This is a genomic window from Streptomyces marokkonensis (genome assembly GCF_008312835.1).
GTDB lineage: Bacteria > Actinomycetota > Actinomycetes > Streptomycetales > Streptomycetaceae > Streptomyces > Streptomyces marokkonensis_A.
In genome coordinates this window covers 123612-139616 of sequence record NZ_VSKS01000009.1, presented here as the reverse complement: position 1 = coordinate 139616, position 16005 = coordinate 123612, and the positions used below count along the sequence as shown (strand labels likewise).

The 16005-nt window shown below is 71.3% G+C and carries 13 protein-coding genes; 9 read left to right on the top strand and 4 right to left on the bottom strand.

Annotation, left to right across the window (positions count from 1 at the left end; translation table 11 throughout):
* The first annotated feature begins 49 nt into the window (after positions 1 to 49).
* Positions 50 to 910 (top strand): bifunctional DNA-formamidopyrimidine glycosylase/DNA-(apurinic or apyrimidinic site) lyase, encoded by an 861-nt coding sequence (mutM, locus tag F1615_RS17630; RefSeq protein WP_149549945.1) that lies wholly within the window; start codon positions 50 to 52, stop codon positions 908 to 910.
* Here mutM and F1615_RS17625 read toward each other — a convergent pair.
* The 3 genes from F1615_RS17625 to F1615_RS17615 form a co-directional block, all read right to left on the bottom strand.
* Positions 883 to 1284: a winged helix-turn-helix transcriptional regulator gene (locus tag F1615_RS17625; RefSeq protein WP_149549944.1), complete on the bottom strand. Its 402-nt coding sequence runs from the start codon at positions 1282 to 1284 to the stop codon at positions 883 to 885. The two genes, mutM and F1615_RS17625, sit on opposite strands and share 28 nt — an antisense overlap.
* 100 nt (positions 1285 to 1384) lie before the next feature.
* Complete coding sequence (locus F1615_RS17620; protein WP_208818342.1) at positions 1385 to 1690, bottom strand: hypothetical protein; 306 nt, start codon at positions 1688 to 1690, stop codon at positions 1385 to 1387.
* 156 nt (positions 1691 to 1846) lie between these two features.
* On the bottom strand, positions 1847 to 3265 hold the full coding sequence (locus F1615_RS17615; RefSeq protein WP_149550056.1) for a CAP domain-containing protein: 1419 nt from the start codon (positions 3263 to 3265) through the stop codon (positions 1847 to 1849).
* A gap of 176 nt (positions 3266 to 3441) precedes the next feature.
* Here F1615_RS17615 and F1615_RS17610 point away from each other — a divergent pair, with 176 nt between their 5' ends.
* The 5 genes from F1615_RS17610 to ftsY all read left to right on the top strand — a co-directional run bounded on the left by F1615_RS17610 (position 3442) and on the right by ftsY (position 11255).
* Positions 3442 to 3723 (top strand): acylphosphatase, encoded by a 282-nt coding sequence (locus F1615_RS17610; protein ID WP_149549943.1) that lies wholly within the window; start codon positions 3442 to 3444, stop codon positions 3721 to 3723.
* 377 nt (positions 3724 to 4100) lie between these two features.
* Positions 4101 to 4304: a hypothetical protein gene (locus F1615_RS17605; RefSeq protein WP_030824772.1), complete on the top strand. Its 204-nt coding sequence runs from the start codon at positions 4101 to 4103 to the stop codon at positions 4302 to 4304.
* A gap of 258 nt (positions 4305 to 4562) precedes the next feature.
* Positions 4563 to 8213, top strand: coding sequence for an AAA family ATPase (locus F1615_RS17595; protein WP_149549942.1), 3651 nt, complete (start codon positions 4563 to 4565; stop codon positions 8211 to 8213).
* A gap of 193 nt (positions 8214 to 8406) precedes the next feature.
* Positions 8407 to 9825: a sugar porter family MFS transporter gene (locus tag F1615_RS17590; protein WP_149549941.1), complete on the top strand. Its 1419-nt coding sequence runs from the start codon at positions 8407 to 8409 to the stop codon at positions 9823 to 9825.
* 227 nt (positions 9826 to 10052) lie between these two features.
* Complete coding sequence (gene ftsY, locus F1615_RS17585; protein ID WP_149549940.1) at positions 10053 to 11255, top strand: signal recognition particle-docking protein FtsY; 1203 nt, start codon at positions 10053 to 10055, stop codon at positions 11253 to 11255.
* Positions 11256 to 11339: 84 nt separating this feature from the next.
* Here ftsY and F1615_RS17580 read toward each other — a convergent pair whose 3' ends face one another.
* Entirely contained in the window at positions 11340 to 12005 is a 666-nt protein-coding gene (locus tag F1615_RS17580; protein WP_149549939.1) for a bifunctional DNA primase/polymerase, read from the bottom strand.
* 446 nt (positions 12006 to 12451) lie between these two features.
* Here F1615_RS17580 and F1615_RS17575 point away from each other — a divergent pair, with 446 nt between their 5' ends.
* The 3 genes from F1615_RS17575 (at position 12452) to F1615_RS17565 (ending at position 15968) form a co-directional block, all read left to right on the top strand.
* On the top strand, positions 12452 to 13948 hold the full coding sequence (locus F1615_RS17575) for a hypothetical protein (protein ID WP_149549938.1): 1497 nt from the start codon (positions 12452 to 12454) through the stop codon (positions 13946 to 13948).
* Between the two features lie 344 nt (positions 13949 to 14292).
* Entirely contained in the window at positions 14293 to 15633 is a 1341-nt protein-coding gene (locus tag F1615_RS17570; RefSeq protein ID WP_149549937.1) for an ammonium transporter, read from the top strand.
* The gene (locus tag F1615_RS17565; RefSeq protein WP_037933299.1) at positions 15630 to 15968 is read left to right on the top strand and encodes a P-II family nitrogen regulator; all 339 of its coding nucleotides are present in this window, start codon (positions 15630 to 15632) and stop codon (positions 15966 to 15968) included. Before F1615_RS17570 ends, F1615_RS17565 begins: the two co-directional genes overlap by 4 nt.
* Positions 15969 to 16005: the final 37 nt, after the last annotated feature.

The window sequence follows — 16005 nt, the reverse complement described above, 5'->3', positions numbered from 1 at the left end:
CTCCGGGGCGGGCGCTCGGCGCTCTCACACCGGTTCCTGGAGGGAGACCATGCCCGAGCTGCCCGAGGTCGAGGTCGTACGGCGCGGACTCGAGCGGTGGGTCGCCCACCGGACCGTCGCCGACGCCGAAGTGCTGCATCCGCGCGCGGTACGCCGTCACCTCGCCGGCGCCGACGACTTCGCGCACCGGCTGGGGGGCCACCGCGTCGGTGTGCCCAGCCGCCGCGGCAAGTACCTCTGGCTGCCGCTGGAGGACACCGACCAGTCCGTGCTGGCCCACCTCGGCATGAGCGGCCAGCTGCTGGTCCAGCCGCACACGGCGCCGGACGAGAAGCACCTGCGGATCCGCGTCCGCTTCACCGACTCCCTGGACACCGAACTCCGGTTCGTCGACCAGCGCACCTTCGGCGGTCTGTCGCTGCACGACAACACCCCCGACGGCGTGCCGGACGTCATCGCGCACATCGCCCGGGACCCGCTTGACCCGCTCTTCGACGACGAGGCCTTCCACCGCGCCCTGCGCCGCAAGCGGACCACGATCAAGCGGGCCCTGCTCGACCAGTCACTGATCAGCGGTGTCGGCAACATCTATGCCGACGAGGCGCTGTGGCGCGCCCGCATCCACTACGAACGCCCGACGGCGGGCTTCACCCGCCCGCGCACCCTGCTCCTGCTGGGACACGTCCGGGACGTCATGAACTCCGCGCTCGCCGTGGGCGGCACCAGCTTCGACAGCCTCTACGTCAACGTCAACGGGGAGTCCGGCTACTTCGACCGGTCCCTGGACGCCTACGGCCGCGAGGGCCTGCCCTGCCGCCGCTGCGGCACGCCGATGCGCCGGCGGGCGTGGATGAACCGGTCCAGCTACTTCTGCCCGCGGTGTCAGCGGGCGCCGCGCGTCTCGTCGTAGCGCTCCCGTGCCCGGAGCACGGCGTCCATGCTGCCCTCCACGTAGTGGATGAGGGACAGCAGACGCTCCGCCACCTCGCGGCCCAGCGGGGTCAGTTCGTAGTCCACGCGGGGCGGGTTGGTGGGCTGGGCCTCACGGAGCACCAGGCCGTCACGCTCCAGCGCGTGCAGCGTCTGGGACAGCATCTTCTCGCTCACGCCGTCGACCCGTCGGCGCAGCTCGTTGAACCGGAGCGAGCCCTCGTACAGCGCGCCCAGCGTCAGCGCGCCCCAGCGGCCGGTCACATGCTCCAGCGTGCCGCGCGAGGGGCATGCCTTGGCGAACACGTTGAAGGGCAGTTCCTGCCCCTCCGGCCGCATCCCGGTGGTCGTCATCCGTCCACCCTATGTCAGAGCGGCGCCAACCGACAGATTGCGCTAACTGTGGGTCAGTGGACCCCGCGGGGAGCCGTGACCAAGGCCGGTGACGTCCGACTCAGCCGCGATCGATCCACTCGCTGAGTGCGACCCTCACCTGATGGTTGTGATCGGTGTGCCAGACGACCTCTCCACTGATCCGGTCTCCCTGTGCTGGAAGGCTCGCGCCGGGCGGCATGGAGCCGATGTCCGCCAGTCCGACCGCCTGGGGCACCTCGTCGATGCGAAGGAAGACGCCGAAAGGCCGGCGCTCGACGACCTGACCTGTGATGCGGGTGCCTACGGGCAGTGCGGCCACGGTCGCCGACCACGCTCGGCGGATCCGCTCGGGTGTCGGTTCATCGGGCCGGGCGTCGTCGGTCACGGGCCGATCGTGTCAGGGTGACGGCGCGTGGTGGAAGAGGGCGACGAGACCCGGACCCGGGCCGCCGCGGGCCGCGTCTTCCAGGACGAGGAACCCGCGAAAGACGGCCCGGGGGCGGCCCGGGGGGCAGGGCCAGGTCTTTGACCTGCGGCCGTCTCAGTAGCCGAAGTTCTGGGTCCACCACGGGCCGCCCGGGCCCATGTGGACGCCCACGCCCAGCGTCTTGAAGTCGCAGTTCAGGATGTTCGCCTTGTGGCCGGGGCTGTCCATCCAGGCCTGCATCACTGCCTCGGCGTCGGCCTGGCCCCGGGCTATGTTCTCGCCGCCGAGTCCGCTGACGCCGGCCGCCTTGGCCCTGTCCCACGGGGTGTCCCCGTCGGGGTCCGTGTGGTCGAAGAAGCCCCGCTTCGCCATGTCGTCGCTGAAGGCCGTGGCCAGATCGGTCAGCGCGCTGCTCGCGGCGACCGGGCTGCAGCCCACCTTGGCCCGCTCCGCGTTGACCAGCCGGAGCACCTCGGCCCCGGCGGCGGACTCCGCCGAGTTGGGCCCCGGGACGTTCGTCTTCTTCTCCGGCTCCGGCGTCGCCTTACGGGGCGGCGTCTTCTCCGCAGCCTTCTCCGGGGGCGCCGCGGGCTTCTTCTCCTGCGGCTTCTTCTTCTCGGGGGTCTGCGTCGGCGCGGCCGAGGCGGAGGGCGAACCGGACGGCTCGGCCGAGGCGGAGCGCTCTCCGCCGCGGCTCGCCGGGGTGCCCGCGTCACGGCCGGGGGGCTCCACGCTGCCGGACGTGCCGCCCTGCTCGGTGGGCAGGCTGGTCACCGTGCCACCGGCCTGCACCTCCTCACCGGCGGTGCTGTCGCCGCCGAGCTTGTAGTTCTCCAGGCCGGGCACCGCGCCCGTGGCCACCGCGACCGTGCCGATGGCCACGGCGGCGGAGACGCCGAGCAGGCCGGTGCGGACCGGCGTCGCGGCCTTCTTCTTCCGCCGCCGGTGGCCGCCGGCGGACCGGTCGGCCTCGTCGGAGAAGAAGCCGTCCGAGGACGAGAAGCCCTCGGGTGCGGAGAACCCGTCCGGGGTGGAGAACCCGTCCGGGGTGGAGAACCCGTCCGGGGTGGAGAACCCGTCCGGGGTGGAGAACCCGTCCGGGGTGGAGAACCCGTCGGGGGTGGTGAAGACCCCGGGTGCGGTGAACCCGTCGGGGCTGGTGAAGCCCTCGGGCGAAGAGAAGCCGTCACGGGTGGTGAAGCCGTCGTTCGGGAAGGCGTCGCCCACGGACGTGTGACCGGGCCGGTCCTGGCCCGTCGAAAAGCTGGTGTCGGGGAAGCCGCCCCGGGTGAAGTCGTGTGCGGCGGAGTACGCGCCGCCGTCGTCCGTCGCGTAGAGGTACGCCTCGCTCCTCGCGTACGTCTCGGCGTAGGCCTCCGGGTTCAGATACGGCGCCGTGCCCATCGTGGGCGGGCCGCCTGCCCGGTCGCCCAGGGGGTCAGGGCCTCCGTCGTAGGGGCTGCCGTGGTGAGTGACCCCGGTGGCGCGGCTCGTGGCGGCGCGGCCGGCGGCGGAGCGTCGGTGGCGTCCCATGTCCTGGCCTTCCTCGTCCTTGCGGTCGACTCGTCCTCGCGACCAGTCCGAAACTCGATGATCACAAAACTCACACGTACGAGTGAGTTTCATATGAGATTCATGGGTGGGGACGGTACCGCATGGCGCCAGGGGGCGGAGTGCCCAGCGTGACTTTGTCCGGTTAGGTTGCAGCCATGAGCGAGGATGTGCGACTGGTCGCCTGGGTGCGGGGACGTGTCCAAGGTGTGGGTTTCCGCTGGTTCACCCGGGCCAAGGCCCTGGAGATCGGCGGCCTGAGTGGTTTTGCTCTCAATCTGGACGACGGCAGGGTCCAGGTGGTGGCCGAGGGCTCCCGCGAGCGCTGCGAAGGGCTGCTCGACTGGCTCCAGGGCGGCGACACGCCCGGAAGCGTGGACGGAGTCACCGAGATCTGGGACACACCGCGCGGTGGCTACGAGGGCTTCGCCGTCCGCTGAGCCGGCCCGCCGGACGGGGGGCGGGGAGGCCCGTCCGGTTCGCGTCGGAGCCCGTCGTCGATGAAAACGTCCTGGTGATTGCGGAGAAGGCTTGCCATGCGCGGCTCCGGCCGCCAAGATGATCGCCACGTCCCGAGGGCCCGTGAGAGTCGCGACGCCGCCGTTTCCCGGCCGTGTGCACCCGGTTGTCCGCCAATACGGGGCGTGATCGTGTTGACCCTCAAACTTTTTGGTGAGACGCTGAAAGCCCCGCGCACCTTAGCTGTTTGGCATGGCTGAACGGCAGCACAATTCCAGGCCTGCCAAGCACCGCGGGTGCGAATCCCTCACGACCCACACCGCATCGGTCGGTCACTCATTGTGGAGGACCATCCATCATGGCAAAGGCGCTTCTCGGTTACGTCGGCGGCTCCGACCCGCGACTCCTCGCCGAGATGCGACGGCTCCAGCAGCGCGTCCAGGACCTGGAATCCGAGCTCGTGCGGATCCAGGCGGAGAAGGACGCGCTGGCCGCTGCCGCTTCTCACGACAGGATCATGGAGAGCGTTGACGCACACCAGGCGGAGCCTGCGCTCACCTGATCACTGCACGCTCAAGAATCAGTAGAGCAGTGGGCGGGCCTGCCCGTCACCACCGCCAAGCAGTCAGAACTGCAAGGGACGCCACGGCGTCCCTTCTTTCTTTCTCCTCCGTGTCCTCGCCCCCGCGCCCCCGGTGCACGGCGCTTCTTGCCCCGCGCATCCTTTCACCGTCTTCAACGTCTGGTGTGCCCCTCGCGTTCACCCGCGAAACCGCGCGTTCATGGAGTGAGACATGGCCGGCGGGTAAAGTCCGGCGGCGTGCACCTCAAGGCCCTGACCCTCCGCGGCTTCAAGTCGTTCGCCTCCGCGACCACGCTCCGGTTCGAACCGGGGATCACGTGCGTCGTCGGCCCGAACGGCTCGGGCAAGTCCAATGTCGTGGACGCGCTCAGCTGGGTCATGGGGGAACAGGGTGCCAAGTCGCTGCGCGGCGGCAAGATGGAGGACGTCATCTTCGCCGGCACCACCGGGCGGCCGCCGCTGGGCCGCGCCGAGGTGTCGCTCACCATCGACAACTCCGACGGTGCCCTCCCCATCGAGTACGCCGAGGTCACCATCACGCGGATCATGTTCCGCAACGGCGGCAGCGAGTACCAGATCAACGGCGACACCTGCCGTCTCCTCGACATCCAGGAGCTGCTCTCCGACTCCGGCATCGGCCGTGAGATGCACGTCATCGTCGGCCAGGGCCAGCTCGACTCCGTACTGCACGCCGACCCCATGGGCCGCCGCGCCTTCATCGAGGAGGCCGCCGGCGTCCTCAAGCACCGCAAGCGCAAGGAGAAGGCGCTGCGGAAGCTGGACGCGATGCAGGCCAACCTCGCGCGCGTGCAGGACCTCACCGACGAGCTACGGCGCCAGCTCAAGCCGCTCGGCCGCCAGGCCGCGGTCGCCCGCAGGGCCGCCGTCATCCAGGCCGACCTGCGCGACGCGCGGCTGCGGCTGCTCGCCGACGACCTCGTACGGCTGCGCGAGGCACTGCAGGCCGAGATCGCCGACGAGGCCGCCCTCAAGGAGCGCAAGGAGGCGGCCGAGACCGAGCTGAAGAAGGCCCTCCAGCGTGAGGCCCTCCTGGAGGACGAGGTACGCCGGCTCAGCCCGCGGCTGCACAACGCCCAGCAGACCTGGTACGAGCTCTCCCAGCTCGCCGAGCGGGTGCGCGGCACCATCTCGCTGGCCGACGCCCGCGTGAAGAGCGCCACCTCCGCACCCCCCGAGGAGCGGCGCGGCCGTGACCCCGAGGACATGGAGCGCGAGGCCGCCCGCATCCGTGAGCAGGAGGCCGAGCTCGAGGCCGCGCTGGAGGCGGCCGAGCGCGCCCTGGAGGACACGGTCGCCCACCGCGCGGAGCTGGAACGCGAACTCGCCCAGGAGGAACGGCGGCTGAAGGACGCCGCGCGGGCCATCGCCGACCGGCGTGAAGGGCTTGCCCGCCTCAAGGGACAGGTGGGTGCCGCCCGTTCGCGTGCCGCCGCGGCCCAGGCCGAGATCGAGCGGCTGGCCGTCGCCCGTGACGAGGCCCGGGAGCGGGCCACCGCCGCGCAGGAGGAGTACGAGGCCCTCCGGGCAGAGGTCGACGGCCTCGACGCGGGGGACGCCGAACTCGCCGACCGGCACGAGGAGGCCAAGCGGCGGCTCACGGAGGCGGAAGCCGCCCTCACCGCCGCGCGCGAGGAGGTCACCGCGGCGGAACGCAGGCGCGCCGCCACCCAGGCCCGCCACGAGGCACTGGCGCTCGGCCTGCGCCGCAAGGACGGCACCGGCGCCCTGCTGGGCGCGAAGGACCGCCTCACGGGACTGCTGGGCCCGGCCGCGGAGCTGCTGACGGTGACGGCGGGCTACGAGGTGCCCCTCGCGGCGGCGTTCGGTGCGGCGGCGGACGCCCTCGCGGTGACCTCACCGTCCGCCGCGGCCGACGCGATCCGCCTGCTCCGCAAGCAGGACGCGGGCCGAGCGGCCCTGCTCCTGGCGGGAACCCCGGAGCAGCCGCCCGCCCCCGACCCGGACCTCCTCGGCGGGCCCGCCGGCGGCGCCGATCCGCGCCCGCCCCGCACGGCCGGCCACGGCGGCCCGGCGGACGCCGGACCGCCCGCCTCCCTCCTCCCCGCCGGGCGTCCCGCCGCCGGCCTGGTCAGGGGGCCGGCCGACCTCATGCCCGCCGTACGCCGCCTCCTGCGCGGCGTCGTCGTCGTGGACACCCTGGAGGACGCCGAGGACCTCGTCCGCGCCCGCCCCGACCTCACCGCCGTCACCGCCGAGGGCGACCTCCTGGGCGCCCACTTCGCGCACGGCGGCTCAGCGGGCGCCCCCAGCCTGCTGGAAGTGCAGGCATCCGTGGACGAGGCCGCCGCCGAGCTGGAGGAGCTGGCCGTGCGGTGCGAGGAGCTGGCCGGGGCACAGGAGGCGGCGGCCGGACGGCGCCGGGAGTGCGCGGCCCTCGTCGAGGAATTGGGGGAGCGGCGCCGGGCCGCCGACCGGGAGAAGTCCTCCGTCGCCCAGCAGCTCGGCCGGCTCGCCGGACAGGCGCGCGGTGCGGCCGGGGAGGCGGAACGGGCCGGAGCCGCCGCCGCCCGGGCGCAGGAAGCACTCGACAAGGCGCTCACGGACGTCGAGGAACTCGCCGAACGGCTCGCGGTCGCCGAGGAGATGCCGTTCGAGGAGGAGCCCGACACCGCCGTGCGCGACCGGCTCGCCGCCGACGGCGCCAACGCCCGCCAGACCGAGATGGAGGCCCGCCTCCAGGCCCGTACCCACGAGGAGCGGGTCAAGGCGCTGGCCGGACGGGCCGATTCCCTGGACCGCGCCGCCCGCGCGGAGCGCGAGGCACGCGCACGCGCCGAACAGCGCAGGGCCCGGCTGCGCCACGAGGCGGCCGTCGCCGGCGCCGTCGCCTCCGGCGCCCGGCAACTGCTCGCCCACGTCGAGGTCTCCCTGGCCCGCGCGGACGAGGAGCGCGCCGCCGCCGAGGCCGCCAAGGCCCGTCGCGAGCAGGAACTCGCCCGCGCCCGCACCGAGGGGCGCGATCTCAAGGCGGAACTCGACAAGTTGACGGATTCAGTTCACCGGGGCGAGGTACTCGGCGCCGAGAAGCGGCTGCGGATGGAGCAGCTGGAGACGAGGGCGCTGGAGGAACTGGGTGTCGAACCGGCCGGGCTGGTGTCGGAGTACGGCCCGCACCAGCCGGTGCCGCCCTCGCCCCCCGCCGAGGGCGAACAGCTGCCGGAGGACCCGGACCATCCGCGCAACAGGCCCCGCCCCTTCGTACGGGCCGAGCAGGAGAAACGCCTGAAGGCCGCCGAGCGCGCGTACCAGCAGCTCGGCAAGGTGAACCCGCTCGCCCTGGAGGAGTTCGCGGCGCTCGAGGAACGCCACCAGTTCCTCAGCGAGCAGCTGGAGGACCTGAAGAAGACCCGCGCGGACCTGCTCCAGGTCGTCAAGGAGGTCGACGAACGGGTCGAACAGGTCTTCACCGAGGCCTACCGGGACACGGCCCGGGAGTTCGAGGGCGTCTTCTCCCGGCTGTTCCCGGGCGGTGAGGGGCGCCTGGTGCTGACCGACCCGGACAACATGCTCACCACGGGCGTGGATGTCGAGGCGCGTCCGCCCGGCAAGAAGGTCAAGCGGCTGTCGCTGCTCTCGGGCGGCGAGCGCTCCCTGACCGCCGTGGCGATGCTCGTGTCGATCTTCAAGGCGCGGCCCAGTCCGTTCTACGTCATGGACGAGGTCGAGGCCGCCCTCGACGACACCAACCTCCAGCGGCTGATCCGCATCATGCAGGAGCTGCAGGAGGCCTCGCAGCTGATCGTGATCACGCACCAGAAGCGCACCATGGAGGTCGCCGACGCGCTGTACGGCGTCTCCATGCAGGGCGACGGCGTGTCCAAGGTCATCAGCCAGCGTCTGCGCTAGAGCGACACAGAACCTTCAAGTTCTGAACGATCCCTACCCTCGTGCGTCTCCAAACTCACAGGCGCAGGCCTATTGACTTCAAAAGTTGAAGCCATAGTCTCTGCAATGTTGTTTTTACCTTCAGGTACCTTCAGCTGGACCTCGAAGGGCTGACCCCCATCCGGCGATGTTGCCGGTGGCCCGAGGAGTACACGTGACCAGCACGACGCAGGCACAGACAGCAGGAGCCGGGACGGCTCACCCCGAACATCTCGGGCACGTCGTCTTCATCGCGGCGGCGGCCGCCATGGGCGGCTTCCTCTTCGGCTACGACAGCTCCGTCATCAACGGCGCCGTCGAGGCCGTCCGCGACCGCTACGACATCGGCTCCGCCGCGCTCGCACAGGTCATCGCCGTCGCCCTGATCGGCTGTGCCATCGGCGCCGCGACCGCCGGCCGCATAGCCGACCGCATCGGCCGCATCCGGTGCATGCAGATCGCCGCGGTCCTGTTCACCGTCAGCGCCATCGGCTCCGCGCTGCCCTTCTCGCTGTACGACCTCGCCTTCTGGCGGATCGTCGGCGGCTTCGCCATCGGCATGGCGTCCGTCATCGGCCCGGCCTACATCGCCGAGGTCGCCCCGCCCGCCTACCGCGGCCGGCTCGGCTCCTTCCAGCAGGCCGCGATCGTCGTCGGCATCGCCGTGTCGCAGCTGGTCAACTGGGGCATCCTGAACGCCGCCGACGGCGACCAGCGCGGTGAGATCATGGGCCTGGAGGCCTGGCAGGTCATGCTCGGCGTCATGGTCGTACCCGCCGTCCTCTACGGGCTGCTCTCCTTCGCCATCCCCGAGTCCCCGCGCTACCTGGTCTCCGTCGGCAAGCACGAGCGCGCCCGGCGGATCCTCGAAGAGGTCGAGGGCAAGGACATCGACCTCGACGCCCGCGTCACTGAGATCGAGTCGGCGATGCGCCGTGACGAGAAGTCCAGCTTCAAGGACCTGCTCGGCGGCAGCTTCTTCTTCAAGCCGATCGTCTGGATCGGCATCGGACTGTCCGTCTTCCAGCAGTTCGTCGGCATCAACGTCGCCTTCTACTACTCGGCGACACTGTGGCAGTCGGTCGGCGTCGACCCGACGGCCTCGTTCTTCTACTCCTTCACCACGTCGATCATCAACATCGTCGGCACCGTCATCGCGATGATCTTCGTCGACCGCATCGGCCGCAGGCCGCTCGCCATCATCGGCTCCGTCGGCATGGTGATCGGTCTCGCGCTGGAGGCCTGGGCCTTCTCCCACGACCTCGTCGACGGCCGGCTGCCCGCCACCCAGGGCTGGGTCGCCCTGATCGCCGCGCACGTCTTCGTCCTCTTCTTCGCCCTGTCGTGGGGTGTGGTCGTCTGGGTCATGCTCGGCGAGATGTTCCCCAACCGGATCCGCGCCGCCGCCCTCGGTGTCGCCGCCGCCGCGCAGTGGATCGCCAACTGGGCCATCACCGCGAGCTTCCCCTCGCTGGCCGACTGGAACCTGTCGGTCACCTACGTGATCTACACGGTCTTCGCCGCGCTCTCCATCCCGTTCGTCCTGAAGTTCGTGAAGGAGACGAAGGGCAAGTCGCTGGAGGAGATGGGCTGAGCGACAGCCCGCCAAGCCCGGGGAGAAGGGCTCAAGTCCCCGCTGCCCCTCTTCCCGTACCCCCCACCCGCCGCCCCGGCCCGGCCACCGTCCGAGCCGGGGCGGCGGCATGCCCGGGGCGGCGGCCGCCCCGGGCCGGGACACCACCCGCACCGCGCGGCACGCACCGTCCGGCGCGGGCCGCGATCGGCGCGCGCGGGGTACCCATGGCCGATACTGGACGCGTTATGGACATCGTCATCCTTGCTGTAGTCATCGCCGTGGTCGTGCTCGGCGCGCTCGGCGGGCTCATCGTCGGCAGCCGGCGCAAGAAGCCGCTGCCCCCGCCACCGCCCTCCGCGCCCGACATCACCGCCCCCCCGGCCGAGCCGCACGTCGGCGAAGAGGCCGAGACGCCGCGGGAGGAACCGCGGCGCACCATCGAGGAGGTTGATCTTCCGGCGGGCGCCGGTCCCGTCGTCATCGAGGAACCGCCCGCCGCCGAGGCTCCGGTCATCGAGATCCCGGAGCCCACCGCCGGCCGGCTGGTCCGGCTGCGCGCCCGTCTCTCCCGTTCGCAGAACGCCCTGGGCAAGGGCCTGCTCACCCTGCTGTCCCGCGAGCACCTCGACGAGGACACCTGGGAGGAGGTGGAAGACATCCTGATCACCGCCGACGTCGGGGTGCAGCCCACCCAGGAACTGGTCGAGCGGCTGCGCGAGCGCGTGCGGGTGCTCGGCACCCGCACCCCCGAGGACCTGCGCGGACTGCTCCGCGAGGAGCTGATCACGCTGGTCGGTCCCACCATGGACCGCACCGTGCACACCGAGAACGCGGCCGGCGGCCCGGGCGTCGTGATGGTCGTCGGCGTCAACGGCACCGGCAAGACCACCACGACCGGCAAGCTCGCCCGCGTCCTGGTCGCCGACGGCAACACCGTGGTCCTCGGCGCCGCCGACACCTTCCGTGCCGCCGCCGCCGACCAGCTCCAGACCTGGGGTGAGCGGGTCGGTGCCCACACCGTGCGCGGTCCGGAGGCCGGCGACCCCGCCTCCGTCGCCTTCGACGCGGTCAAGGAGGGCAAGGACATGGCCGCCGACGCGGTGCTCATCGACACCGCCGGGCGGCTGCACACCAAGACCGGTCTCATGGACGAGCTCGGCAAGGTCAAGCGCGTCGTGGAGAAGCAGGCCCCGCTGGACGAGGTGCTGCTCGTGCTCGACGCCACCACCGGTCAGAACGGTCTGGTCCAGGCCCGGGTCTTCGCCGAGGTCGTCGACATCACCGGCATCGTGCTCACCAAGCTGGACGGCACGGCCAAGGGCGGCATCGTGATCGCCGTGCAGCGCGAGCTGGGCGTTCCGGTCAAGCTGATCGGGCTCGGCGAGGGCGCGGACGACCTGGCGCCGTTCGAGCCGGAGGCGTTCGTGGACGCGCTCATCGGGGAGTGACGTCCCCGGGCGGATCCGGCACACGCGAGGAAGCGCCCGCCCCCGAGCCGATCGGGGGACGGGCGCTTCGCCGTGTCCGGGCGGCTACCTGCCCGAGCGGTGCGCCACATACGCGAGCGTGCCCAGCAGCAGACGTGCCTCGGGCGGCCGGGAGGCCGAGTCCAGGGCGGGGGAGCGCAGCCAGCGCACCGGGCCGAGGCCGCCCCGGTCGGACGGGGGTGCCGTGATGTGCGTACCGCGCCCGAGGCCGCGCACGTCCAGGGAAGCCGGGTCGTCCCAGCCCATGCGGTAGAGCAGCTCGGGCAGGGCGGCGGCGGCCCCGGGTGCGACGAAGAAGTGCGCGCGGCCCTCGGGGGTGGCGGCGACCGGGCCGACCGGCAGGCCCATGCGCTCCAGCCGGGCCAGGGCGTGGCGCCCCGCGGGCTCGGCCACCTCGATCACGTCGAACGTCCCGCCCACCGGCAGCATCAGCGAGGCGCCCGGGAACTCGGACCAGAGCGCGGTCACCTCGTCCAGCGGTGCCCCGGCGCGGATCACCGGCGCGTGGTCCAGCGGATGGGCGCCCGGTGCCGGGCATCGGGCCCGCCCGCAGGAGCAGGCGCCCGCGGCGGCCCGGACACCCGGCACCACGTCCCAGCCCCACAGTCCGGTGTACTCCGCCGCCACGGTGCCGTCCGACGAGCGGTTCCGGCGGCGCGAGCCGGACCGGATGTCGCGGATGCCCCGACTGATGCCGATCGTGAAGCCCATGCCCCCTCCAACGGGTCCGACGTACCGGTGGTCACGCAACGGACGCGCGATGTGACGCTCTGTTTCCGGCTTCCCCGCGTTCACCCGCCCAACCCGCGCTTCGATGTGTCCGGGGTGGTGTGCCGGGTGATGCGCGCCCCTGCTCGCATCGCTGCATCCACTCTTGGCTGTCCTGTGTCAAGTCAATCGCGGGTCGGCCACGGTGAGTTCATTCGAAGGGGTGGCGAATGGTGGCGATTGCGGTTCCGCCATGGTGGGACGGGTGATCGTAGGGTTACTTTGTGTGCACGGCTTCTTGGGGCACATGCACTCGTGGGTATGCCGGAGGCAACTCGGCTTCCCGTTCGAAGGGCGGCAACAGCCGGACGGGCGGCCCCGACAACCGGCATTCTGATAAGGCTTGGCGCACTCAGCGACAAGTGGTCTTCAGGGATGGGGGCGTTCCAGTGAGCGGCAACGGCGGTGGCGGGACGAACGCGGCGAGTCCGGAGAAACGTCCGAACGCGCTTCTCGCCTCGTGGTTCGTCCGCAGCGGCTGGTCCAAGGGCGAACTCGCCCGGCAGGTCAACCGCAGGGCACGCCAGTTGGGCGCCAACCACATCTCCACCGACACCTCACGCGTGCGCCGCTGGCTCGACGGCGAGAACCCGCGCGAGCCGATCCCCAGGATCCTCTCCGAGCTGTTCTCCGAACGCTTCGGCGTCGTCGTCTCCGTCGAGGACCTGGGCCTGCGCACCACCCGCCCGGCACCCTCCGCGACCGGCGTCGACCTGCCCTGGACGGGCCCGCAGACCGTGGCCCTGCTCAGCGAGTTCTCGCGCAGCGACCTGATGCTGGCGCGGCGCGGCTTCCTCGGGAGCTCGCTCGCCCTCTCCGCGGGCCCGTCCCTCATCGAACCCATGCAGCGCTGGCTCGTGCCCACGCCGCCCGCGTCGCTGCCCCGGCCGGAGCCCGAGGCCGTCTCCTCCTCCGCACGCGCCCGCGGCCGGCTGTCCAAGCCGGAGCTGGACCTGCTGGAGACCACCACCGTGATGTTCCGGCAGTGGGACGCCCAGTGCGGCGGCGGCCTGCGCCGCAAGGCGGTCGTCGGACAGCTGCACGAGGTGACCGACCTGCTCCAGGAGCCCCAGCCGGAGGCCACCGCCCGACGCCTGTTCAAGGTCGCCGCCGAACTCGCCGAACTGGCCGGCTGGATGTCGTACGACGTCGGGCTCCAGCCCACCGCGCAGAAGTACTTCGTGCTCGCCCTGCACGCCGCCAAGGAAGCGGGTGACCGGCCGCTCGGCTCCTACGTACTGTCCAGCATGAGCCGCCAGATGATCCACCTGGGCCGTCCCGAGGACGCCCTGGAGCTGATCCACCTCGCGCAGTACGGCAGCCGCGACTGTGCGAGCCCGCGCATCCAGTCGATGCTGTATGCGATGGAGGCCCGCGCCTACGCCAACATGGGCCAGCCCGGCCGGTGCAAGCGGGCCGTGCGGATGGCCGAGGACACCTTCGCCGAGGCCGACGAGTGGGACGAGCCCGACGCCGACTGGATCCGCTTCTTCTCCGAGGCCGAGCTCTACGCGGAGAACTCCCACTCCTACCGCGACCTCGCCTACGTCGCGGGCCGCAGCCCCACCTACGCCTCGCTCGCCGAGCCGCTGATGAAGCGGGCCGTGGAACTCTTCGGCCGGGAGGGCGGAGAGCACCAGCGCTCCTACGCCCTCAACCTGGTCGGCATGGCCACGGTCCATCTGCTCCAGCGCGAGCCCGAGCAGAGCACGATTCTCGCCACCGAGGCCATCAAGGCGGCCAAGAAGGTCCGCTCCGAGCGGGTCAGCACTCGTATTCGAAAGACGGTCGACACCGCCGTACGCGACTTCGGGGACCTCGCCGAAGTCGTCGAGCTCACCGAGCGGCTCGCGATCGAGCTGCCCGAGACCGCCGAGGCGGTCTGACCCCCGGGAACCACCGGACCCCGGCCGCGGCCGGCCCTCCCGAACTGCCCGACTCGGCTCCCCCATGCCAGTCATTCGGAGGCCGTCCGCGGCCGGCTCTTCCTCTCCACGGCCGCGGCTCACCGCCGCACACCGAAGGTTGCGCCACGATAACGATCGGCGCGCCCCGGATCCGGCAGTTCATCGACCCGTAACACGCCAGGTGCCTTCGTCACGGCGGCGAAACAACGAGGGGCTTCCACCGAAACGGCGCTGCGCCAATCTCATGGCGCATAACCGGCCCACCCCTCAATCCGCTCAAGGCTTCGCCCGCACGGGGCCGTACCAACGACGAGGAGACGCCGATGGCACCAGCCATCACCCTGGCCGCAGACGCACCCACGCTGTCCGCCGCCAACACAGGGTTCATGCTCATCTGTTCCGCCCTGGTGATGCTCATGACCCCGGGTCTCGCCTTCTTCTACGGAGGCATGGTCCGGGTCAAGAGCACCCTGAACATGCTGATGATGAGCTTCATCAGCCTCGGCATCGTCACCGTCCTGTGGGTGCTGTACGGCTTCTCCATGGCGTTCGGCACCGACACCGGCAGCCTCATCGGCTGGAACTCCGACTGGGTCGGCCTCAGCGACATCGGGCTGACCGAACTCTGGGACGGCTACACCATCCCGGTCTTCGTCTTCCTGGTCTTCCAGCTGATGTTCGCCGTCCTCACGCCCGCGCTGATCAGCGGCGCCCTCGCGGACCGCGTGAAGTTCACCGCCTGGGCCCTGTTCGTCGCCCTGTGGGCCACCGTCGTCTACTTCCCGGTCGCGCACTGGGTCTGGGGCGCCGGCGGCTGGGCCTTCGAGCTGGGCGTCATCGACTTCGCCGGCGGTACGGCCGTCCACATCAACGCCGGTGCCGCCGCGCTCGGTGTGATCCTGGTGATCGGCAAGCGCATCGGCTTCAAGAAGGACCCGATGCGCCCGCACAGCCTCCCGCTGGTCATGCTGGGCGCCGGGCTGCTGTGGTTCGGCTGGTTCGGCTTCAACGCCGGGTCGTGGCTCGGCAACGACGACGGCGTCGGCGCGCTGATGTTCGTCAACACCCAGGTCGCCACCGCCGCCGCGGTCCTCGGCTGGCTCGCCTACGAGAAGATCCGCCACGGCGCCTTCACCACCCTGGGTGCCGCCTCCGGCGCCGTCTCCGGCCTGGTCGCCATCACCCCGGCCGGCGGAGCGGTCTCCCCGCTCGGCGCGATCGCCGTCGGCGCGATCGCCGGTGTGCTGTGCGCCATGGCGGTCGGCCTGAAGTACAAGCTCGGCTACGACGACTCCCTCGACGTCGTCGGCGTCCACCTCGTCGGCGGCATCCTCGGTTCTCTCCTCATCGGCTTCTTCGCCACCGGCAAGGGCCAGTCCGACGTCGCGGGCCTCTTCTACGGCGGCGGTCTTGACCAGTTCTGGAAGCAGTGCGCCGGTGTCTTCGGCGTCCTCGCCTACTCCCTGGTCGTCTCCGCGGTCCTCGCCTTCCTCCTCGACAAGACGATCGGTATGCGAGTCTCCGAGGACGACGAGGTGGCCGGTATCGACCAGGCCGAGCACGCCGAGACCGCATACGACTTCAGCGGCGCCGGCGGCGGCGCGGCCCGCACCGCAGTCACCGCCCCCGTCGCCCCGGCCGAGAGCAAGAAGGTGGACGCATGAAGCTCATCACCGCCGTCGTGAAGCCGCACCGGCTCGACGAGATCAAGGAGGCCCTGCAGGCCTTCGGAGTACACGGTCTGACCGTCACCGAGGCCAGCGGCTACGGCCGCCAGCGCGGCCACACCGAGGTCTACCGCGGTGCCGAGTACACCGTCGACCTGGTGCCCAAGATCCGCATCGAGGTGCTGGTCGAGGACGACGACGCCGAACAGCTGATCGAGGTCGTGGTCAAGGCGGCCCGCACCGGGAAGATCGGCGACGGCAAGGTCTGGTCGATCCCGGTCGAGACGGCCGTACGGGTGCGGACCGGCGAGCGCGGCCCGGACGCGCTCTGACCGCGGACGAACGGAACAGGAGTCGCCGGGTGACGAG

Excerpts from the sequence above, each read along its gene's own strand:
- mutM (WP_149549945.1), top strand. The coding sequence starts at position 50 with ATGCCCGAGCTGCCCGAGGTCGAGGTCGTACGGCGCGGACTCGAGCGG.
- F1615_RS17625 (WP_149549944.1), bottom strand. The coding sequence starts at position 1,284 with ATGACGACCACCGGGATGCGGCCGGAGGGGCAGGAACTGCCCTTCAAC.
- F1615_RS17615 (WP_149550056.1), bottom strand. The coding sequence starts at position 3,265 with ATGGGACGCCACCGACGCTCCGCCGCCGGCCGCGCCGCCACGAGCCGC.
- F1615_RS17610 (WP_149549943.1), top strand. The coding sequence starts at position 3,442 with ATGAGCGAGGATGTGCGACTGGTCGCCTGGGTGCGGGGACGTGTCCAA.
- F1615_RS17605 (WP_030824772.1), top strand. The coding sequence starts at position 4,101 with ATGGCAAAGGCGCTTCTCGGTTACGTCGGCGGCTCCGACCCGCGACTC.
- ftsY (WP_149549940.1), top strand. The coding sequence starts at position 10,053 with ATGGACATCGTCATCCTTGCTGTAGTCATCGCCGTGGTCGTGCTCGGC.
- F1615_RS17580 (WP_149549939.1), bottom strand. The coding sequence starts at position 12,005 with ATGGGCTTCACGATCGGCATCAGTCGGGGCATCCGCGACATCCGGTCC.
- F1615_RS17570 (WP_149549937.1), top strand. The coding sequence starts at position 14,293 with ATGGCACCAGCCATCACCCTGGCCGCAGACGCACCCACGCTGTCCGCC.
- F1615_RS17565 (WP_037933299.1), top strand. The coding sequence starts at position 15,630 with ATGAAGCTCATCACCGCCGTCGTGAAGCCGCACCGGCTCGACGAGATC.